A 20,836-nucleotide genomic window follows, 5' to 3' on the forward strand; every position below is an offset into this window, starting at 1 on the left:
ACCGATGACCGTCGCCAGCTCCAAGCCCCCAGCCAGCGCCGCCGCCCCTCGCAGTGGCGGCCAGTCCACATCGTTGCCCTATCGCAAGGACCTCGACGGCCTGCGCGGCGTGGCCATCCTGCTCGTCGCCTGCTTCCACGTCTGGTTCGGCCGGGTCTCCGGCGGCGTCGACGTCTTCCTCACGCTGTCCGGGTACTTCTTCGTCGGGTCGCTGCTGCGTCACGCCATCGTCGCGCAGTCGCCCGCCATGTCCTACCGATCCGCCGGAACGCCGTGGCCACGCCTCAAGCGACTCCTCAAGCGCCTGCTCCCGGCGCTGTTCACCGTGCTGATCGGCATCACCTTCCTCACCGTCGCCGTCATCCCGCAGGCCCGCTGGATCGGGGTCGGCAAGGAGATCGTCGCGTCGGCGCTCTACTACCAGAACTGGTATCTCGCGAAGAACTCGCAGGACTACCTGGCCGCGAGTTCGACCAACAGCCCGCTGCAGCACATCTGGTCGATGTCGGTCCAGGGCCAATTCTTCGTCGGACTCCTGCTCATCGCGATGCTGACCACCGTCCTCCTCAAGCTGGCGGCCCCGCTGTTGGCGAAGACGGGGACCGAGCGCAGCATCCGGGTCGTCGTCGGAACCCTGGTCCTGGGGCTGACCGCGTTGTCCTTCTATTGGGCGGCCATGCGCCACGGCGTCGACCAGGCGTTCAACTACTACGACACCTTCGCGCGCATCTGGGAGCCGCTGGCCGGCGGGCTCCTCGCGATCTGGATGCCGCGCGCCCGCGTCGCCAACTGGATCCGCAACCTCGTCGGCGTCGTGGCACTGTTGCTCATCCTCACCTGCGGCTGGTGGATCAACGGCGTCAAGGAGTACCCCGGCCCGATGGCGCTGGTCCCGGTCGGCGCCACGATCGCCCTGATCTGGGTGGGCGCGACCCAACTCACCCGGCCGCTGCCCGACGGGAGCACCCAGGAGCCGCCGCTCGTCTCGCGGCTGCTCGCCACCGATCAGGGCGTGTGGCTGGGCAACGTGGCCTACTCCCTGTACCTGATCCACTGGCCCCTGCTGATCTTCTTCCTGACCTGGCGCGACAAGGCGAATATCGTCGGCGGACCCGACCCCGACGCGTGGAATATGTTCCTCGGCTTCCTCCAGGGCAGCGCGATCCTGCTGATCTCCCTGCTCCTGGCCTGGCTGTGCAAGCGCTACATCGAGGACCCCGTCCGATACTCCCGCCGCCCGATTCCGCTGCGGCGCGGCGCGACAGCCGCACCGGAGGTCACCCGCGACGCGGGCAAGTGGCGGCGCCGACTGCTCGGCTACGGCACCGTCGTGTCGACGATCCTCGTCGTCGCGATGCTGGCGGTCGGGGTGTCGACGAAGGTGTGGACGTGGCACGTCATGTCGCAGAAGGTCGACACCCGCACCCTCAACCCGCACGAGTACCCGGGGGCGCGCGCCCTGCTCGACGGCTGGCCCGTCCCCGACGCACCGCCGCGGCCCGCGCCGAACGTCGCCGAGTTCGACTTCCCGGAGACCAGCACCGACGGCTACATGTCGAACTTCCTCGACAACGACATCCACGTCGGCGTCTACGGGGACAAGAACGCCAAGCGGACCATCGCGCTGGCCGGCGGGTCGCACGCCGAGTTCTGGATCACCGCGATGAACATCCTGGGCAAGCGCTACGGCTTCAAGGTGAAGACCTACCTCAAGATGGGCTGCCCGCTGACCGACGACCGCCACCCGGTGAAGTCGGGCACCGACAACCCGTACCCGGAGTGCTACGACTGGGGCCAGCGCGTCGTCAAGCAGATCATCGCCGACCGCCCGGACGCGGTGATGACGAACTCGACGCGGCCGCGGGACCACAAGCCGGGCGACTACATGCCGCCGGACTACCTCCCGATCTTCGGCGCCTTCCTGGACGCGGGCATCCCGATCATCGGCATGCGCGACACCCCGTGGCCGCGGGATAAGCACGGCCAGGGCTTCATCACGCCGCAATGCCTCTCCGACGGCGGGACGGCCGACAGCTGCGGCACGGTCCGCCGCTCGGCCCTGTCGCCGACCGACCCGGCGCTGCCGTTCGCCGCGGAGCACCGCGGCATGTTCTTCCCGATCGATATGACCGCGGGCATCTGCAACGACCTGACCTGCCCGGCGATCGTCGGAAACATCGTCGTCTACAAGGACTACCACCACCTCTCGGCGACCTATGTCCGCAGCCTGACCGACGAATTGGGCCGTCAACTCTCCGAGCAGATCGACTGGATCGGCAAACACTGACCGGTAGAGTTGCCCCTGTGGCGGCTGCGCACTCCTCGAACCCCGACAGCGTGGCTCCGGTGGCCACCTACCGGGTGCAGCTCACGCCGGAATTCGGCTTCGCAGAGCTGCGCAGGGCGCTCAAACCGATCGCCGCCCTCGGCGTCAGCCACCTGTACCTCTCACCGATCCTGGCCGCGATGCCCGGCTCGGCCCACGGCTACGACTGGTCGCCGCCGGCGCGGATCAGCACGGTCCTCGGCGGGCGCGACGAGTTCGCCCGGCTGCGCGAGGCCGCGGCCAAACGCGGGCTCGGGATCATCGTCGACATCGTCCCCCAGCACGTCGGCATCGCCGACCCCGGCGCCAATCCGTGGTGGTCCGACGTCCTGCGCAACGGGCTGGACTCGGCCCACGCCCACTGGTTCGACCTCCTGCCGGCGCCGGACGGAAAGATCGACCTGCCCGTCCTGGGCGACGACGGATTCGACGCCGTCATGCTCGACGTCGAGAACGAGCGGCTCTGCTACCACGACCGCTGGTTCCCCACCGCGCCGGCGACGGTACGGCCCGGCGACGACGCCGGCACCGTCGCGGAGCGCCAGCACTACCGCCTCGTCGCGCATGCGAGCGGCCGCTACGGATACCGGCGGTTCACCGACGTCGCCGAGCTGGCCGCCCTGCGCGTCGAGAACCCCGAGGTCTACGAGGCCACCCACGGCTGGTTGATCGACCTGATCGGGGCCGACCTCGTCGACGGGGTACGGGTCGACCACCTCGACGGCATCGCCTACCCCGGCCCCTACCTCCACCGACTCCGCAAGGACGTCGGCCCGGACCGGCTGATCTACGTCGAGAAGACCCTGAGCCATCTGGAACCGTTGAACCCCGACTACCCCGTCGACGGGACCACCGGATACGACCAGCTGGGCGTCGTGGGCGCGCCGTTCACCTCGCACGCCGGGCTGCGCGAACTCACCGAGCTGTGCGAGGTCGCGACCGGGATCAGCGGCGATTCGGCATGGATGCTCCTGGAGATGCACGACCTCAAACGCCAGTCGCTGGCCACCGCCTACTCGGCCGAACACGCCCGGCTCGCGGTAACGCTGTGCCAGGCGATCGGCGACGGGGCGCCGACCATCACCGACGTCTGCGCGGCAACGGCCGAGCTGATCGCCTTCATGCCCGTCAGCCGCCCCGACGAGGGCCACCACGCCGGGCTGATCCGCGAGATCGGCAACCTCGTCGCCGACGGCGACCCGCGGATCGCGCCGTTGATGCCGGCAGTCCTCGACGCCCTGGAGACGACACCCGCGGCGGCCTCCCAGTTGGGCCAGCTCTGCGCCTCGGTCTACGCGAGCGCCGTGGAGAACACCCTGGCCTACCGGAACCCGCGTCTGGTCTCCCTCAACGAACTCGGCTGCCAGCCCTGGTTCGGCCTGCCCGCCCTGCCGACCTTCCACGAGATCAACACCATTCGGGCCGACCGCCTGCCGCGGTCGCTGACGATGATGAGTTCCCACGACACCAAGCGCAGCGAGGATGTCCGGACCCGGATCAGCCTGCTCTCGCAGGTACCCCAACGCTGGGCCCTGGTGTTGGTCCAGATCAACAAGACCGCGCCGCCGCCGGACCGGATCACCGGCATGTTCGCGCTACAGAACTTCTTCGGGGCCTGGCCGGTGGACGAGGACGGGCCGCTGCAGCCCGACGAGCAGTGGCGGGCCAGGATGCGCGACTATGCGGTCAAGGCAGCGCGCGAGGCCGGCATCCACTCGTCGTGGGCCGCACCCGATACCGGATTCGAGACCGCCCTGCGCGAATGGGTCGACGTGGTTACCGACGATCCGGTCAACGCCCCCCTGATGGACTTGGTCGCCAACACCTTCGAGGCATGGCGGGCCGACGTCGTCTCCCGCAAGGTCGTCAGCCTGCTCTGCCCCGGCGTCGGCGACCTCTACCAGGGCTCACAATGGTGGACCGACTCACTCGTCGACCCGGACAACCGCCGGCCCGTCGACTACCAGCGCAGCCTCGAGCATCCCAAAGCCCGCGCGGTGATCAACGCACTCGCCGTGCGCCGCCGCCATCCGGAGGCGTTCGGCCCCGGCAGCGGGTATCAGGCGATCCCCGTCGCCGGGGAGGCGGCCGATCGGATCCTGGCCTTCGGCCGGGGCAGCGGTGACTCCGACGTCCCGCAGGTCATCGTGGCCTGCGCGCGGCACACGTACAGTTTCGCGAGCGAACCCAAGGAGTCGACGTTCCTGGAACTGCCGGACGGGGCCTGGCAGGACCGCAGCGACCGACGACGCTTCACCGGGAAGGTGACGATCGCCGATCTGCTGACCCGCGACCATCCCGTCGTCGTGCTGGAACGCCGATAGCTCAGTTGCCCGGGACGGGCGCACCGGGCGCCGGCACCGCGTTCTGCGGTCCGGCCGGCTGCGATCCGTTGGCACTGAAATCGCCGACGCCCTTGGACTCGGCCACCAGCCACTTGCCGCCCTCGCGGCGCAGGATCAGGCGCAGCACCACGGTCCGCTTCTGCGGGGTGGGCGAGACGCGCGAAGTCCCGGTGGCGGTCACGACCATCAGCGTCGTCGCCTCGTCGCGGCTGAGGCTCTCCACCGCGGCCGAATCGATCTTCGCCGTCGCCTTGATCCCGGCGTCGCGGAGTTCCTTGGTCGGCTCCGAGCGGTCGTCGTTCAGTTCCTTGAGCAGCTTGCCGGTGACCAGCGGGCGCTGCGCCTCGCTGGACTTGTCCACCTTGTCCGAGCTGGTGTACTCGATGCTGGTGACGAGGAAGTTGCCGGCCGCGTCCTTGACCGCGTCGAAGTCGCGGATCTGCTGTCGGGCCGAGTACCACTGCCAGATCCCGAGGACGAGCAGCGCGACGAGCAGCAGCGCGCCGAGTGCGATGGCCGCCTTGCGCAGGGTCGTCTTGCTGATCGTCAGCGAGACCGCGCCGTCGCCGGCCGCTGCGTCCTTCTTGTCGCCGTCCTTCGCTTCGGAGTCCTTCGCTTCGGTATCGGTGGCGTCGGCGACCGCATCCGAGTCGTCGGCATCGTCGTCACCCTTGGGGCGCGGTTTCGCCTTCGGCGTCGACGACCCACCCGTCTCGCGGGCCTTGCGCTTGACTTCGGACAGGCCGTCGCGGGACTGGTCGTCGCCGTCGATGGACTCATCGGGGGCAGACTTCGCCATGCATCCTTCTTCTGGTCGTGGGCGTCACGTGCATCGACGACGACACACGGGGTTCGAGAACCCCGATTAGCGGTCGAGCGGCACCGTGCGCGCGTTGGGATCGAAATTCGGCGGCGGACCGGCCGTATCGTCACCCTTCGGGCGCGGAGCGTTGGCCGCGCCGCGGACCTGCTGATTCGGGTCCGCGGTCACACAGTACAGGTTCAGCGGAATCGTCAGCTCCAGCAACTGCGTCGGACGCGTCGGGGTCACCGGATACGTGCAGTACGGCCGCGGGTACAGCGAGGCCATCGCCCACCAGGCGCCGTTGTGGAACATCGCCATCGACTTCGACGATCCGTCCCGGACGGCGGGCAGCAGCGCGGCGATCGCCGGGGCGCGCAGGGCGCCCTGGCGGGCGATCTCGCGGAACTGCTTGAGCACGTCGGTCACCGGGTCGCGGATCTCGCCCAACGACCCGGTCAAGCTGGTCACCTGCCCGGGACCGTTGCCCAGCAGCGTGCGCAACTCCGCGTCGGCGGCCATCGCCGCGTTGATGACGGCGCTGCCGCCGCCGACCAGGCGCTGCAGATCCGGCTGGATCCCGCTCGAGGTGTTCAGGATCTTGCCCGTGTTGTTGATCAGGTTCTGCGTCTGCGGCAACACCTTGTACAAATCGGCGAACAGGGTGCCGCCCGAGTCCAGCAGGACGCGCAGGTCGTTGGAGTTGCCCTCGCTGCTCAGCGCGACGTCGAGCTGTTCCACGGTGGTCTTCAGCTTGGCCGGGTCGATCTGGTCGACCACCTTCAGCGTCGTCTCCAGCATCTTCGGGAACGCCACCGCGGCGCCGCCCTCGACCGTGTCGCCGTTCTCCAGATACGGCCCGTCGGCGGTCGGCGGTCGGAAGTCGACGAACTGCTCGCCGGCCGCCGACAACGCGCTCGCCCGGACCAGGGAGTTGCGGTTGATCTTTGTGCCGCTGTCGATCTTCACCCGCACCGCGACGTGGTCGGGTTGGACCTGGATGTCGTCGATGCTGCCGATCCGGGCGCCGCGCAAGGTCACATGCGAGGTCTTCTGGATGCCGCCCGAGTTCGGGAACTTCACCGTGAGGTCGTAGGTGTCGGCGAAGGGCCGCCACCCCAGCGACACGAACGACAGGTAGGCCAGCCCGACGAACATCACGAGGACCAATGCGATGTTGCCCGACAGCACCGCATGCTTCTTGACCCAGCCGATCATCCGCAGCACCCCTTCGTTCCGGTCAGCTGCGCCAAGATGCGCGTCAGCGTCTGCTCGAGCGCCTTGGTCCCCTCGTCGAGGTCCTTGAGTTCGGGGAACCGCGAGGCGGCGTCGAACCCGGTGCCCGGCGTCAGGTAGTAGACGCGGGTGCCGACGGTGGCGGCCGACGTCTTCGTCGTGTTCGCCCACTTCGGCAGGAGCAGGTGCAGGTTGTCCACCAGCGGGCCGACGGTGTTCGTCGCCTCGCGCAGACCGGCGAGCGCCGTCGCCAGGGACTGCAGCAGCTCGACGGTGTTGTCCTGGTTCGTGTTGAGGAAGTCGGTGGTCGCGGCGGTGACCTTGTTCGTCTTCTCCACCGTGGCCAGGATCATCGACATCTGGCTGTTCACCGCGTTGATCGCGGCGGGCAGCTTGGCGATCGCCGCCTGGATCTGCGGGCGCCCGGCGGCGACCTGCGCCGTCAGCCGACTGGTCAGCACCATCGACTCGTCGACCTTCGCCGCGTTGGCGTTGAGGCGGGTGATCGCCGTGGTGAAGCCGCGGATCACCCCCTGGAGGTCGTCGTGATCCGACGGCGTGGATCCGACCGCAGCAGCAAGTTCGCTGACGATGGTCTGCAGGGAGCCCAGCGATCCGCCGTCAACCGTGGCGGCCGCGGTGACCAGCAGGTCCTCGACCGTCGCCGCGGCGCGGGTGCTGCCGGTGATCTCGCCACCGTCGGAGACCAGATCGGCGGAGGTACCCGACGGCGGTTCCAGCGCGATGAACACGTCGCCGAGCGGGGTGGCCTGGCGCAGTTCGGCGCCGGTGTCCTTCGGCAGCTTCGTGTTCTTGTCGATGAGCATCGTGACGACGGCCCGATAGTCGTGCGCCGCGATGTTGGTCACGATCCCGACGTCGGTTCCGTACAGCTTGACCTTCGCCTTGGCCGGGAGGTTGAGCGCGTTGTCGAACCGCGCGGTGACGTGGATGCCGTCGCCGATCCCGCCAGGGGCCGGCAGCGGGATCTGCTCGACGGTCAGACCGGGCAGGTGGCTGCACCCCGAAAGCGCCAGGGTCGCGCTGACCCCCAGCACCAACGCGGCGCGCGTGGTTGTGCGGACTCGCATCTACCCTCCTCCCGTCAACTTCTGCAGGAGCGCCGAGAAGACGCCCATATCGGGACCGAAATCCTTCAGTTGCCCGGTGCGGCAACCGTTCTTCTGCAGCTTGATCGACTCGCAGAACCGGTTGAGCATCTGGGTGTCCATCAGCGACTTGTCCAGGAAGACCTGTGCGCGCCAGGCGCCCTGCTCCTCGGAGACCGAGTTCGCCAGGTTCTGGAACAGCAGCGGCCCGAGGTCGATGGTCTCCACCAGCTGCCGGGAGTAGTCGCCGAGGTTCTCCGCCAGCGCCGCCAGCTTCGACGTCGAGACGCCGATGTTGCCGGAGTTGTCCTTGAGCAACTCCGTGGTGTTGCGCAGCATCGCGTTGAGGTCGGTCATCGCGGCGACCAGACCGGGAGACTGGCGGTTCAGTGTGCCCGCGACGTCGGTGACCGAGTTGGAGAACGCCCGCATCTTCGGGTAGTTCACCACCAGCCTGGTGCTGAGGTCGTTGATCATCTTGATCAGCGAGACCAGGGTGTCGCCGTTGTCCGCGGCCAACTTGCCCGCCTGGCTCATCTGCGTGACCGCCTCGGAGAACCGCTGGCCGTTCTCCGCGGTGATGCCGTTGGCGATCCCCAGGAAGTCGGCCAGCGGACCCTTCCCGGCTCCGTTGCCGGAGAAGGCCGCCATCAACTTGTCGATCGAGTCGAACAGCTCGGCGACCTCGACCGGGGCCTTGGCGTTGGCCACGGTGTCGCCGTCCTTGAGCTTGTCCCCGTCGGAATAGGCCGGGGACAACTCGATGTGGCGGGTCGTGACGATCGAGGTGTTGACGATCGCCGCGGTCGCGTCCTTGGGCACCGGCACCGACTTGTCGACGGTGAACCGGACCTTGACCCGTTTGCCCTGCGGCTCGATCTTGGTGATCCGGCCGACCGGCATGCCGAGCACCGCGACGTCGTTGCCGGTGTAGAGGCCCGCGACGCTGTCGAAGTAGGCGGTCAGTTCGTACGCCTGCCCCAGGCCGGTCTTCACGGCGCCGGGCACGAAGGAGCACGACGAGGTGGCCACCGCCGCCGAGACGACCAGCGCGGCACCCATCGCCGGCCTGGCCCATTTCTTCTGCTTCATCAGCATCCGTCCACCACCCGGGCCGTACACAGCCAGTTGTCCGGGAACAGGCCCCACGGCAGGTAGCTGTTCGCGTAGGGGCCGTCACCGGTGATGTTGACCGTCGCGCGCGCGGTGATCGGGAGGATCTCCAGCATCTTGCGAAGGTTGTTGCGGTTCTTCTCCAGACCGGCCGAGATGGTCTGGATGTTGGCCAGCATGGGGGCGAGCTGACCGGCGTTCTGCGCACCGATCTGCTGCGCGTACCGCGTCAGGGTGGCCAGACCGTCGAGCAGGCGGGTGACCAGCGCCTCGCGGGTGACGATCTTGGTGGCCAACTGCTGGCCCTGCCCGATGATCATCGCCAGCTGCACCTGGTTGTCGTCGACGACGGAGGTGATCCGCTTGGTGTCGGCGATCAACTGGTTGATCTGGTCCTTGCGGCTGGTGATGACCTCCGACATCCGCGCCAGCCCGTCGATCGCGGGACGGGTCAGCGCGGGGGCGCCGGCCAGCTGACGGTTCAGCTCGGTGAGGCTGCCCGACAGATCGTCGGGGTTGATCCCGGCGAGGATCGGCGTCCCAGCCTCGATGGTCTTCTGCAGGTCGTAGGGAACGACGGTCTTGTCGATCGGGAAGAAGCCGTCTTTCAGCGCGTCCGGTGCATCCCCGAGCGAGACGTCGATGTAGCGCTGGCCCAGCAGGGTCGACATCTTGATCTCGGCCGTTCCGTTGGACTTGACGTTGACGTCGCGGTCGACCTTCATCTTGATCTGCACGTGCGCCTTGGAATCACGGCTACCGATGACCAGCCGGGTGCCGCTGACCTCGCCGACGTCGATTCCGGCCACCCGGACCTTGTCGCCGGGCCGGATGCCGCCGGCCTGCTCGAAATCACCCGACATCGTCTTCTTGCCGATGTGGGCGCCGGCGAAGACGAAGACGAGCACGAGTGCCAGGACCATCGCCAGGGCACCGATGATGCCGGTCCACAGCTGCGGGCGCTCGCGGTAGCGCGATCGGAAACTCATCGACATGCCTCCGAGTGTGCGGTGCCGCCGACCTTGTTGAAGATCCCCGGTGGGAGCAGGACGTCGCCGAAGGTGACGTCCAGGTCGCAGGCATAGATGTTGAGGTGGGCGCCCTGCCCCATCACCATCGGGAAGTGCGCGAGGAACACGGGCACCTCGACGGCGGCCCGGTCGAGTTTCGAACCGAGCTGGATCAGCTTGTTGGTGGCCAGGGTCGCGTCGCGCCCGGCGCCGACGAGCGAGTCCTGGCTGCGCGCCAGGATGTCGCCGAACCCGGCCGCGGTGCGCCCGACGTCGGCCACGACCTTGCCGAAGGCGGCGGAGTTCGAGTTGAGGCTGGCGATGAGGTCGGCCAACCCGCGGGTCAGGTCGGAGACCTGCGATCCCTGCGCGGCCACGTCGTGCAGCACCCCGGAGAGGTTCGTGACGATCGATCCGATGATCTCGTCGCGGTCGGCCATGTCGTTGGCCAGCTTGCTGATCTGGCCCACCGTCGACGTCAGCGAGACCGTGTCGCCCTGGAACACCGAGATGAGGCCGAGCGAGAGGTTGTTGATCTGCTCGGAGGTCAGGGTGTCGAACAGCGGCTGGAACCCGGCGAGCAGGCGGGTGACGTCGAAGGAGTCCTCCGACGGCTGCTGCAGCCGGTCCCCCGGCTTCAACTCGGTTTGCGGCTGCCCCTCCACGAGGCTGAGCGCGAGGTACCGCTGTCCGATGAGGTTCTGGTAGCGGATGGCCGCCTTGGTGGCGGCGTACACGCGTTGGCCGGTGTCGACGGTGAAGTCGACCCGCGCCTTCCCGTCGTCGAGCTTCACGTCGGAGACGCGCCCGACGCGGACGCCGGCCATGCGGACGTCGTCACCGGAGGCCAACCCGGAGGCGTCGTGGAACACCGCGTTGTACTCGTGGGTGCTGCTGGGGCCGGAGCGTTCCAGCGTGGACCAGATCGTGTACGTCAGCAGCAGCGCGAATACCGCGAACAGGGAGAAGCCGATCAACGGCTTGCGGATGGTCATCGCCCTCCTTCCGAACGGGGGGTGGTCTGGCCAGGCGATGCCGGCGAGTGGTTGCCGTGCTTGCGCTTGGTGGTCGGCTTCGACCCGTTCTTGGGGGCCACCGAGTCGACGAGGGGACCGAGCATGAGGATCTCAGCGGGCGACGGCTCGTGGCCCAGCATCGCGCGCAGGGTCCCGATGTCGGTGCCGGTGGTCACCGCGCCGGCCGCCGCCGTGCGGCGCATGCTGGGCGGGAAGATCGCCAGCGGACCCGAGCTGGTCGGCCCGGTGCCGGTGCCAGGTCCCACACAGCCCGGGCCGCGCAGCTGGCCGTACTTGCCGCCGTTGTACACCGGGCAGTTCTGACGGGTGTAGCGCATGAATGCGCTGAAGCTGATGCCCAGGTTGAGGCGGGCATGCCCGTTGACCGCGGTGAACACCGTCTGGACGCGGGCGGCCAGGCGGTTGAGGGCGACCACCGCGTCGGGCAGCGCCCGCGGCTCGAGGACGGCAGCGCCGACCACCTGGTTCAGGTCGGTGACCAGGGCTTTACCGGTGTCGCCGTTGGCCGCGAACAGGGCTTGGGCCTCATCGGTGACCCCCTGCGCCGCGGACAGCAGCGCGGCGATATTCGCCTGGTTCTCGGCGATGGTCGCGGCCGGGACCACGCTCTTGCCGAGCGCGTCGAGCAGCTGCGGCGCCGAGCGGGACAGGCCGATCACGGTGTTGTTGAAGTCCTCGAACCCCGACGGCGCGCCGGGCGGGAACATCGAGTTGAGCTGGTCGAAGTATTCGCGCAGCGATTCGGAGAACATCGCGAAGGTGGTGCCGCCGCCGCGCATCGCGTCGGCGATGGTGGCGAGCACCTGCGACAGCTGTTCGGGCGGCACGGCCCGCATGATGTCGCGCAACTGGTTCTGCGCGTCCTGCAGCGCGAGGGTCTGCCGGGACTGCGAGGGCCCGATGTCCTTGTGCGCGGAGATCATCTGCGAGGTCTGCGTCCCGTCGTCGGGGACCAACTCCACCGCGTTGACGCCGAACAGGTTCGACGGCACGGTCCGCGCGCTGACCGTGCTCGGAATCCCCTTGGCCTGCTTGGGATCCAGGTTGATCGCGACGGTGCGCATCTGGTGCCCGTTGCGCCCGATCCGGTCGGAGACGCTCACCCCGGTCACATGCCCGACGATGAACCCGTTGTAGCGGACGTCGGCATCGCTGACCAGGCCGTCGCCGACGTCGTCGAGGGTCGCCGTCACCGGCATGACCTTGTCGAACTTGCCCTCGTAGCGCAGTGCCAGCACCGCGAAGAGCGCGATCAGCACGGCCAAGAAAGCCACGCCGCGCAGCACGTAGCTGGTCAGTGACGGATTGCGTCCGGTTGTGTCGATGAATGGCATGGTCTACCCCGAGATCTGGATTCCGGCCGAGGTGCCCCAGAAGACCAGGGTCATGATCAGGTTGGCGAACACGATGACGATGATCGCCAGGCGGATGGCGTGGCCGGCGGCCACCCCGACCCCTTCGGGACCACCACTGGCGAAGTAGCCGTAGTAACACTGGATGAACGTCGTGAGCAGGACGAACACGATGACCTTGAGGAAGGAGAGCACCATGTCCCAGGACAGCAGGAACTGCTGGAAGTAGTAGATGTAGGTGCCGTCGCCCTGGCCGCTCTGGATCTGGAACATGAACTGCGCGGCCAGATAGTTCGCCGAGAGGGCGATGGCGTACAACGGCACGATCGAGAGCACCGCGGCGATCATCCGGGTGGTGACCAGGTACGGCATCGGCCGGATGGCGATCGACTCCAGGGCGTCGATCTCCTCGCTGATCCGCATCGAGCCGAGCTGGGCGGTGAACCGGCAGCCCGCCTGCGCGGTGAACGCGGTCGCGGCCAGCAGCGGCGCGATCTCGCGCGTCGTCGCGAAGGAGGAGATGGCGCCGACCACCGGGTCCATGCCCAGCAGGTGCAGCGCGGTGTAGCCCTCGATGCCGACCGTCGCCCCGCCCATCAGGCCGAGGATGACCATGACGCCGACGGTGCCGCCGCCGACGACGATCGCGCCGTTGCCCCAGGCGATGTCGGCCAGGAGGCGCCACACCTCTTTCGAGTACTGCTTGAAGGTGAGGGGTACCGCACCCAGGGCCTTCAACAGGAAGGTGAGCTGGTGGCCCATCCGGGCGAGCGCGTCGCGCGGTCCGCGATAGATGCCTTTGAGGATCTCGACCGGCCGGAGGACCGGGGGGGTATACCGGGATGCCGTCACGTCGTCACACCACCTTCGCCGGGACGATGAGCGCGAACACCTGGGTGAGCGCGACGTTGACGGTGAACAGCAGGATGACCGAGTTGACGACCGCGGCGTTCACCGAGTCGGCGACGCCGGCCGGGCCGCCGCGCGTGGTCAACCCGCGGTCACAGGCGACAATGGCGACGATGGCACCGAAGATCACCGATTTGACCAGCGCGAACCACAGGTCGGCGGTACTCGCGAAATTCGCGAAGGAGCCGGTATAGGAACCGGGTGTGCCGCCCTGCATGTACACGTTGAAGACGTAGCCGGTGATGAAGCCGACGAAGCAGACGAAGCCGCAGAGTAGGAAGCTGACGACCATCGTCGCGAGCAGGCGCGGCGAGATCAGTCGTTCGATGGGGTTGACGCCCATCACCTTCATGGCGTCGATCTCCTCGCGGATGGTGCGCGAGCCGAGATCGGCGGCGATCGCCGAGCCGATGGCACCGGCCATGATGAGGGCCGTGACGAGCGGTGCGCCCTGGCGGATGACGCCCAGACCGGTGGCGGCGCCCGCGAAGGAGTTCGCACCGATCTGACCGGCGATGTTGGAGACCTGGATCGAGACGATGACGCCGATCGGGATGGCGACGAGCAACGTCGGGAAGACCGAGGTGCTGGCCATGAAGGCGCATTGGCGGACGAATTCGCCGAAGGGGAAGCGCCGCTTGGCGATGTCGGTGAAGAGGGTGCGGAAGACCTCGACGAACATCCCCAGCTGGCGACCGAAAGTGTCGAAAGAGGCGACGATGTGCTCTCTCCACCACTTGCGCACCGGCGAGACCCGCACGGGCTTCACCGGTGTGTCCGCGACCGGAGTACTTGTGACCACTCTCCCCTGCCTCACTCGTCCTCATCGCCCCGAAGCGTCCGCGCCGGACCCCGACCCCGATACGCTTGCGCCGATTCCGCGAACCGACTCGCGAGTAATATACCGTGCCCGCCGATGGCCATTGCGATTTGGGTCACATGTCCACCATCGTGTCAGGTCAGGCACCCGATCGAGTCAGGTCAGATACCGGTATTCCGGCGATCCCGGGTCCAGTCGGGCACAGTCCAGCCGCGAGGACTCCATCCGCTCGAGCAGCCCGGCCAGCCCCTGCGGGGACCCCAGCTCGATACCGACCAGTGCCGCGCCGGTCTCGCGGTTGTTCCGCTTGACGTACTCGAAGAGCGTGATGTCGTCGTCGGGGCCCAACACCTCGTCGAGGAACCGGCGCAGCGCCCCCGGCTCCTGCGGGAAGTCGACGAGGAAGTAGTGCTTGAGGCCGCGGTGCACCAGCGACCGCTCGATGATCTCGCCGTAGCGGGAGACATCGTTGTTGCCACCCGACACCAGCACCACGACCTTCGCGTCCTCGCCCATTCCCGAGCCGGCGAAGTCCACCCCGTCCAGCGCGGTGGCGGCCAGCGCCCCCGCGGGCTCGGCGATGATGCCCTCGTTCTGGTACAGGTCGAGCAGGGTCGAGCAGATCGCCCCCTCGTCGACCTGCGTCACCCGGACCTCGCCCGGGCGCATCGGCGCTCCCTCGTCGACGACCCGGACGCCCGACCCGTCCGACCGGTGGGCGGCGAGGTCGCGGTGGTCGACGACGGTCGGATCGACGGCCGACACCGCGCTGTGGGCGAGGGCGCCGATCCGACGCACCGCCGCCCCGTCGACGAAGGAGTCGATCTGCTCCAACGTCACCGGGCCGCCGGCGAGCAGTGCGGCGGCCAGCGACGGCGCACCGGCCGGCTCGACGCCGAGGACCCGCACCGACGGGTCGCTGGCCCGCAGGTAGGTCATGATGCCGGTCAGGCATCCGCCGCCGCCGACGGGAACGACCATCAGGTCGGGGACGCCGTCGAGCTGCTCGACGATCTCGCGCGCGATGGTGCCCTGACCGGCCGCGGTGCGCGGATCGTCGAAGGGATGGATCCACACCGCGCCGGACTCGCGCACGTCGGCCTGCGCCGCCGCGGCCGCCGCGTCGTAGGTGTCACCGGTCTTGACCAGCTCCACGAAGTCGCCGCCGTGCCAGAGGATCCGGTCGCATTTCTGCTTCGGGGTGGTCACCGGCACGTAGATCCGGCCGTGGACGCCCATCGTGCGGCACGCGAAGGCCACCCCCTGCGCATGGTTGCCCGCGCTCGCCGCGACGACGCCGCGGGCCAGCTCGGCGGGCGTCAGCTGCGCCATCACGTTGTAGGCGCCGCGGATCTTGTACGACCGCACCGCCTGCAGGTCCTCGCGCTTGAGATAGACCGAGACGCCGTGGCGCGCCGAGAGGCGCGGGCAGAACTCGAGCGGTGACACCAATGCCGCGCCGGCGATCCGCTCGGCGGCCGCCGCGATGTCGGCGACGGTCGGCAGCGCCGCTCGCGGCTGCTCGGCGGGCAAGGGGGCGTCGTGGCTGGTCGGGGCTTCGGTCACGACACCAATCGTCTCACGCCCCCAGGCAGGACGGACCCAGCAGTGCCTTGAGGTCGCCCATCAGCGCCGACGACGGCGTGACCCGCAGTTGATCGGTGAGGCGCAGCATCGTCTGCCGCTGTTCGCTGACCACCGTCAGGTGGACGTCGGCCGGCCCCGGATGCCGCCGGAGTACCTGCTTGAGGTCGCTGACCCGGTCCGGGGTACACAGCCGGGCGCTGATCGTGAGCGCCACCGGCTTGGTCGCCCCCGACGTCTGGAGGTCGGGCACCGCGAGGTCGTTGGCCGCGATCATCAGACCGTCGTCGCGCTGGCGGACCTGGGCGCGGATGAGCACGATGTTGTCCTGGGCGATGTCCATCCCGAAGGCGGCGTACGCCCGCGGGAAGAAGTAGACCTCGACGCCACCGACGAGGTCTTCGACGGTCACCGCCGCCCAGGACTCGCCCTTCTTGTTCACGCGGCGGTTGACGCCGGAGATGATGCCGCCGATGGTGATCTGGGCGCCGTCGGCGACCTCCCCCTCGAGCAGCGTCGTGATCGACGTGTCGGTCTGCGCGGCGATGGCGTGTTCGAGGCCGGCCAGCGGGTGGCCGGAGACGTAGAGGCCCAGCATCTCCCGCTCCAGGGCCAGCTTGTGTTTGGTCTCCCACTCCTCGTCGGGGACCTTGACGGCGAAGACGTCGTCGACCACGTCACCGCCGTCCCCCATGTCGCCGAACAGATCGAATTGACCCATCGCCTGGGCCTTCTTGGTCCCCAGCACCGAGTCGACGGCGTCGGCGTGCACCAGGAACAGCCCCTTGCGCGGGTGGTCGAGCGAGTCGAAGGCGCCGGCCTTCACCAATGACTCGGTGACCTTCTTGTTGCAGGCGCCCACGTCGATCTTCGACAGGTAGTCCGAGAAGCTGGTGAACTTCCCCTTCTCGATGCGCGACGCGATGATCGAGTCGACGACCCCCGCGCCGACGTTGCGGATGGCGGCCAGCCCGAATCGGATGTCGGTCCCCACGGCGGCGAAGTTCGGCTGTGACTCGTTGACGTCGGGCGGCAGGACGGTGATCCCCATCTTGCGGCAGTCCGCGAGATAGATCGCCGACTTGTCCTTGTCGTCGCCGACCGAGGTGAGCAGTCCGGCCATGTATTCGGCGCGGTAGTTGGCCTTGAGATAGGCCGTCCAGTACGAGACCAACCCGTAGGCCGCCGCGTGCGATTTGTTGAACGCGTATCCGGCGAAGGGCAGGACGGTGTCCCAGAGCGCCTTGACGGCGGGTTTGGAGAAGCCGTTGTCGGCCATCCCCTTCGCGAACCCGTCGTAGGCCTCGTCGAGGACTTCCTTCTTCTTCTTACCCATCGCGCGGCGCAGGTTGTCGGCCTGTCCCATCGAGTAGCCGGCGACCTTCTGGGCGATCTGCATGATCTGCTCTTGGTAGACGATCAGGCCGTAGGTCTCGGCGAGGATGTCGCGCAGCGGCTCTTCCAGCTCGGGGTGGATCGGCTTGACCTCTTGCCGCCCGTTCTTGCGGTCGGCGTAGTCGTTGTGGGCGTTCATGCCCATCGGGCCGGGGCGATAGAGAGCACCGACGGCGATGATGTCCTCGAACGCCGTCGGCTGCATCCGGCGCAGGAGGTCGCGCATCGGCCCGCCGTCGAGCTGGAAGACGCCGAGGGTCTGTCCGTGCGAGAGCAGGTCGAAGGTCGCCGGGTCGTCGAGCGGCAGGGTGTCCATGTCCAGCTCGATGCCGCGGTTGCCCTTGATGTTCTCCAGGGCGTCGTTGATGACCGTGAGGTTGCGCAGGCCGAGGAAGTCCATCTTCAGCAGGCCGATGGCCTCACACGACGGGTAGTCGAACCCGGTGATGATGGCGCCGTCCTGGGCGCGCTTCCACACCGGGATGGCATCGGTCAGCGGGTCCCGCGACATGATGACCGCGCAGGCGTGCACGCCGGCGTTGCGGATCAGGCCCTCCAGGCCCAGCGCGGTGTTGTAGATGCGCTTCACGTCGGGGTCGGTCTCGATGAGGTCGCGGACCTCGGCGGCCTCGCCGTACCGCTCGTTGCTCGGATCGGTGATACCGGCGACCGAGATGTCCTTCGCCATGATCGGCGGCGGCAGCGCCTTGGTGATCCGGTCGGCGATCGCGAATCCCGGCTGGCCGAACTGGACCCGGGCCGAGTCCTTCAGCGCCGCCTTGGTCTTAATGGTGCCGAAGGTGATGACCTGAGCGACCTTGTCCTCGCCCCACTTCTGACTCGCGTAGCGGACCATCTCACCGCGGCGGCGATCGTCGAAGTCGATGTCGATATCGGGCATCGACACGCGCTCGGGGTTGAGGAAGCGCTCGAACAGCAGCCCGTAGGGCAGCGGGTCGATGTTGGTGATCCCCAGCGCCCAGGCGACGATCGAACCGGCCGCCGAACCGCGGCCGGGACCGACGCGGATCCCGACCTCGTGCGCGTGGGCGATGAGGTCGCCGACCACCAGGAAGTAGGCCGGGAAACCCATCTGGATGATGATGTCGAGCTCGACGTTCGCCCGCTCCAGGTATTCCTGCGGGATCTCGGTGCCGGCGAACCGTCGCTGCGCCAACCCGGCCATGACCTCCTTGCGCAGGAAGGTCGACTCGCTCTCCCCCTCCGGCACCGGGAACACCGGCATCCGGTCGCGGTGGGTGAAGACCTCGTCGTAGGACTCGACGCGCTCGGCGATCTCCACCGTGGAATCACAGGCGCCCGGCACCTGCGAATCCCACAGCTCGCGCATCTCCCGCGCCGACTTCAGGTAGTAGCCGTCGCCGTCGAACTTGAAGCGCGTCGGGTCGGAGAGCGTCTTGCCGGTCTGTACGCAGAGCAGGGCCTCGTGCGCACCGGCGTCGGCCTGGGTCACGTAGTGGCAGTCGTTGGTGGCGAGCGGTTTGATGCCGAGTTTGCGACCGATGTCGAGTAGCCCCTCGCGCACCCGGCTCTCGATCTCGATGCCGTGTTCCATGACTTCGAGGTAGAAGTTCTCCGGGCCGAAGATGTCGCGCCACTTCGCGGCCGCCTCCAGCGCCTCGCGGTCGTGCCCCAGCCGCAGCCGGGTCTGCACCTCGCCCGACGGGCAGCCGGTCGTCGCGATGATCCCGGAGGAGTGCTCCGCGATCAGTTCCGCGTCCATGCGCGCCCACTTGCCCAACTGGCCCTCGATCGACGCGAGCGAGGACAGCTTGAACAGGTTGCGCAGGCCCGTCGCGTTCGCGGCGACCATCGTCATGTGCGTGTAGGCGCCGCTACCGGAGACGTCGTCGGAGCGCTGGTCCGGCGTGCCCCACTGCACGCGCTTGGTGGTGAACCGCGACTCCGGGGCGATATACGCCTCGATGCCGATGATCGGCTTGATGTCGTTGCGCTTGGCGACGTTGTAGAACTCGCTCGCGCCGAACATGTTGCCGTGGTCGGTCATGCCGAGCGCGGTCATGCCCAGGCCCTTGGCCTCGGCGAACATGGGACCGACCTTCGCCGCACCGTCGAGCATCGAATACTCGGTGTGGTTGTGCAGGTGGACGAAGGATCCGGAGTCGGTCACGGCGTCCACTCTAGGACGCGGGTCGGACACTCATCGGCCGCCACGCCCGGACGTGATTGGTGTGGCAGATGTGACACCGATCCGGGTGCGCCCGGACGCGGCTCAACCCTGCCGCAGGACGTCCAGCGCGTGCTGGAGATCCTCCGGGTACTCGCTGATGAACCGGACCTCGCGACCGTCGGCGGGGTGGGCGAAGGCCAACTCGCGCGCGTGCAGCCACTGCCGGTCCAGGCCGAGCCGCTTGGCGAGCACCGGGTCGGCACCGTAGGTCGGGTCGCCGCAGCACGGATGGTGCAGCGCCGAGAAGTGCACCCGGATCTGGTGGGTGCGCCCGGTCTCCAGGTGGACGTCGAGCAGCGACGCCGCCGCGAACATCTCCAGCGTGTCGTAATGCGTCACCGACGGCTTGCCCGAGGCGGTGACCGCGAACCGCCAGTCGTTGCCCGGATGGCGGCCGATCGGGGCGTCGATCGTCCCCGAGGGCGGATCGAGGTGTCCCTGCACCAGCGCGTGATAGCGCTTCTCGACGGTGCGCTGCTTGAAGGCGCGTTTGAGCACCGAGTAGGCGTGCTCGGAGACGGCCAGCACCATCAGGCCCGAGGTGCCGACGTCGAGGCGCTGCACGATCCCCTGCCGCTCGGCCGCGCCGGAGGTGGAGATGCGGAACCCGGCCGCCTCCAGCGCCCCGACGACCGTCGGCCCCGACCAGCCCTGCGACGGGTGGGCGGCCACGCCGACCGGCTTGTCCACGACGATGATGTCCGAGTCGTGGTAGACGACGCCCAGGTCTTCGACGGGGGTCGGCTCGACGCGCAGCGGCTGGGCCGGTTCGGGCAGCAGGACGTCGAGCATGGCCCCGGCGGGGAGCTTGTCGGATTTGCCGACGACCGCCCCGTCGACGGTGATGTCGCCGGCCGCGGCGAGCTCGGCCGCCACGGTGCGCGAGAGGCCGAGGATGCGCGCCACCCCGGCGTCCACCCGCATCTGGGCCACCCCGTCGGGCACCGGCAGCGTCCGCGACTCACGCACGGGTGTCGCCCGTCTCGATATCCGCGGCGGCCGGATCACCGGCACCCTCTCCCTCGACGGCGCCGCGCCGACGGGCCGCCCACCCGCTGCGCCCGCCGTCGTAGTCGAATCCGAGGATCGTGAGCACCACGAGGAGCGCCGCGCCGCAGACGACGGCGGAGTCGGCCACGTTGAACACCGGCCACCACCCGACCGCGATGAAGTCGACGACGTGGCCGCGCAGCACCCCGGGCGAGCGGAACACCCGGTCGATGAGGTTGCCCAACGCACCGCCGAGGACCAGCCCCAGACCCAACATCCACCACCCGGAGCGCAGCCGTCCGGCCAGCCGGATGATTGCCGCGACGACGACGATCGCGATGATCGTGAGCACCCAGGTGTACCCGGTCGCCATCGAGAAGGCCGCGCCGCTGTTGCGCAGCAGGACCAGCCGGAACCAACTGCCGACGAGGTAGACCGGGTCGCGATCCTCCAGGTGCGCCACCGCCCACGTCTTCGTCGCCACGTCGGCCAGCACCACCGCGAGCGCGGTGCCGAACACCGTGAGGGTCGTCAGGTATCGCTTCTGCACGTCGCCCAGGGTACTGGTGCGCCCATTCCCGCCCGCTAGTCTGGGG

Annotated in this window: 15 protein-coding genes; 2 read left to right on the plus strand and 13 right to left on the minus strand. The window is 68.4% G+C overall.

Annotated elements, in window-relative coordinates:
- The first annotated feature begins 4 nt into the window (after positions 1-4).
- Both HUN08_RS10370 and treY read left to right on the plus strand, forming a co-directional pair.
- Positions 5-2,287, plus strand: a complete 2,283-nt coding sequence (locus HUN08_RS10370; RefSeq protein WP_124248970.1) for an acyltransferase family protein — start codon at positions 5-7, stop codon at positions 2,285-2,287.
- Positions 2,288-2,304: 17 nt separating this feature from the next.
- A complete protein-coding gene (treY, locus tag HUN08_RS10375) occupies positions 2,305-4,650 on the plus strand; it encodes a malto-oligosyltrehalose synthase (RefSeq protein WP_124248971.1) in 2,346 nt (781 codons plus the stop codon).
- Position 4,651: 1 nt separating this feature from the next.
- Here the strand turns inward: treY and HUN08_RS10380 are convergent, their stop codons facing one another.
- The 13 genes from HUN08_RS10380 to lspA all read right to left on the minus strand — a co-directional run bounded on the left by HUN08_RS10380 (position 4,652) and on the right by lspA (position 20,790).
- On the minus strand, positions 4,652-5,470 hold the full coding sequence (locus HUN08_RS10380; protein ID WP_124248972.1) for a hypothetical protein: 819 nt from the start codon (positions 5,468-5,470) through the stop codon (positions 4,652-4,654).
- A 66-nt stretch (positions 5,471-5,536) separates the two neighbouring features.
- Positions 5,537-6,700 (minus strand): MlaD family protein, encoded by a 1,164-nt coding sequence (locus HUN08_RS10385; protein ID WP_124248973.1) that lies wholly within the window; start codon positions 6,698-6,700, stop codon positions 5,537-5,539.
- Positions 6,688-7,800, minus strand: coding sequence for an MlaD family protein (locus HUN08_RS10390; RefSeq protein WP_124248974.1), 1,113 nt, complete (start codon positions 7,798-7,800; stop codon positions 6,688-6,690). Before HUN08_RS10390 ends, HUN08_RS10385 begins: the two co-directional genes overlap by 13 nt.
- The gene (locus tag HUN08_RS10395; protein WP_301546987.1) at positions 7,801-8,880 is read right to left on the minus strand and encodes an MCE family protein; all 1,080 of its coding nucleotides are present in this window, start codon (positions 8,878-8,880) and stop codon (positions 7,801-7,803) included.
- A 29-nt stretch (positions 8,881-8,909) separates the two neighbouring features.
- Positions 8,910-9,920, minus strand: coding sequence for an MCE family protein (locus tag HUN08_RS10400; RefSeq protein ID WP_124248976.1), 1,011 nt, complete (start codon positions 9,918-9,920; stop codon positions 8,910-8,912).
- On the minus strand, positions 9,917-10,936 hold the full coding sequence (locus HUN08_RS10405) for an MlaD family protein (protein WP_124248977.1): 1,020 nt from the start codon (positions 10,934-10,936) through the stop codon (positions 9,917-9,919). Before HUN08_RS10405 ends, HUN08_RS10400 begins: the two co-directional genes overlap by 4 nt.
- Complete coding sequence (locus tag HUN08_RS10410; protein WP_124248978.1) at positions 10,933-12,312, minus strand: MlaD family protein; 1,380 nt, start codon at positions 12,310-12,312, stop codon at positions 10,933-10,935. The genes HUN08_RS10405 and HUN08_RS10410 overlap by 4 nt, the downstream gene beginning before the upstream one ends.
- Before the next feature lie 3 nt (positions 12,313-12,315).
- A complete protein-coding gene (locus HUN08_RS10415) occupies positions 12,316-13,182 on the minus strand; it encodes an ABC transporter permease (RefSeq protein WP_124248979.1) in 867 nt (288 codons plus the stop codon).
- A 4-nt stretch (positions 13,183-13,186) separates the two neighbouring features.
- Positions 13,187-13,984, minus strand: coding sequence for an ABC transporter permease (locus HUN08_RS10420; RefSeq protein ID WP_124249006.1), 798 nt, complete (start codon positions 13,982-13,984; stop codon positions 13,187-13,189).
- Between the two features lie 231 nt (positions 13,985-14,215).
- Complete coding sequence (gene ilvA, locus HUN08_RS10425) at positions 14,216-15,592, minus strand: threonine ammonia-lyase IlvA (RefSeq protein ID WP_165353449.1); 1,377 nt, start codon at positions 15,590-15,592, stop codon at positions 14,216-14,218.
- A 46-nt stretch (positions 15,593-15,638) separates the two neighbouring features.
- On the minus strand, positions 15,639-19,190 hold the full coding sequence (dnaE, locus tag HUN08_RS10430; RefSeq protein WP_124248981.1) for a DNA polymerase III subunit alpha: 3,552 nt from the start codon (positions 19,188-19,190) through the stop codon (positions 15,639-15,641).
- 102 nt (positions 19,191-19,292) lie between these two features.
- Entirely contained in the window at positions 19,293-20,219 is a 927-nt protein-coding gene (locus HUN08_RS10435; protein WP_124248982.1) for an RluA family pseudouridine synthase, read from the minus strand.
- Positions 20,212-20,790, minus strand: a complete 579-nt coding sequence (lspA, locus tag HUN08_RS10440; RefSeq protein ID WP_124248983.1) for a signal peptidase II — start codon at positions 20,788-20,790, stop codon at positions 20,212-20,214. Before lspA ends, HUN08_RS10435 begins: the two co-directional genes overlap by 8 nt.
- Positions 20,791-20,836: the final 46 nt, after the last annotated feature.

It is taken from the genome of Gordonia sp. X0973 (assembly GCF_013348785.1).
In the GTDB taxonomy this organism is placed as follows: domain Bacteria; phylum Actinomycetota; class Actinomycetes; order Mycobacteriales; family Mycobacteriaceae; genus Gordonia.

What these genes read in the sequence shown, in the direction of transcription:
- HUN08_RS10370 (WP_124248970.1), top strand. Translation starts at nt 5, where the DNA reads ATGACCGTCGCCAGCTCCAAGCCCCCAGCCAGCGCCGCCGCCCCTCGC.
- HUN08_RS10380 (WP_124248972.1), bottom strand. Translation starts at nt 5,470, where the DNA reads ATGGCGAAGTCTGCCCCCGATGAGTCCATCGACGGCGACGACCAGTCC.
- HUN08_RS10390 (WP_124248974.1), bottom strand. Translation starts at nt 7,800, where the DNA reads ATGCGAGTCCGCACAACCACGCGCGCCGCGTTGGTGCTGGGGGTCAGC.
- HUN08_RS10395 (WP_301546987.1), bottom strand. Translation starts at nt 8,880, where the DNA reads ATGGGTGCCGCGCTGGTCGTCTCGGCGGCGGTGGCCACCTCGTCGTGC.
- HUN08_RS10400 (WP_124248976.1), bottom strand. Translation starts at nt 9,920, where the DNA reads ATGAGTTTCCGATCGCGCTACCGCGAGCGCCCGCAGCTGTGGACCGGC.
- HUN08_RS10405 (WP_124248977.1), bottom strand. Translation starts at nt 10,936, where the DNA reads ATGACCATCCGCAAGCCGTTGATCGGCTTCTCCCTGTTCGCGGTATTC.
- HUN08_RS10410 (WP_124248978.1), bottom strand. Translation starts at nt 12,312, where the DNA reads ATGCCATTCATCGACACAACCGGACGCAATCCGTCACTGACCAGCTAC.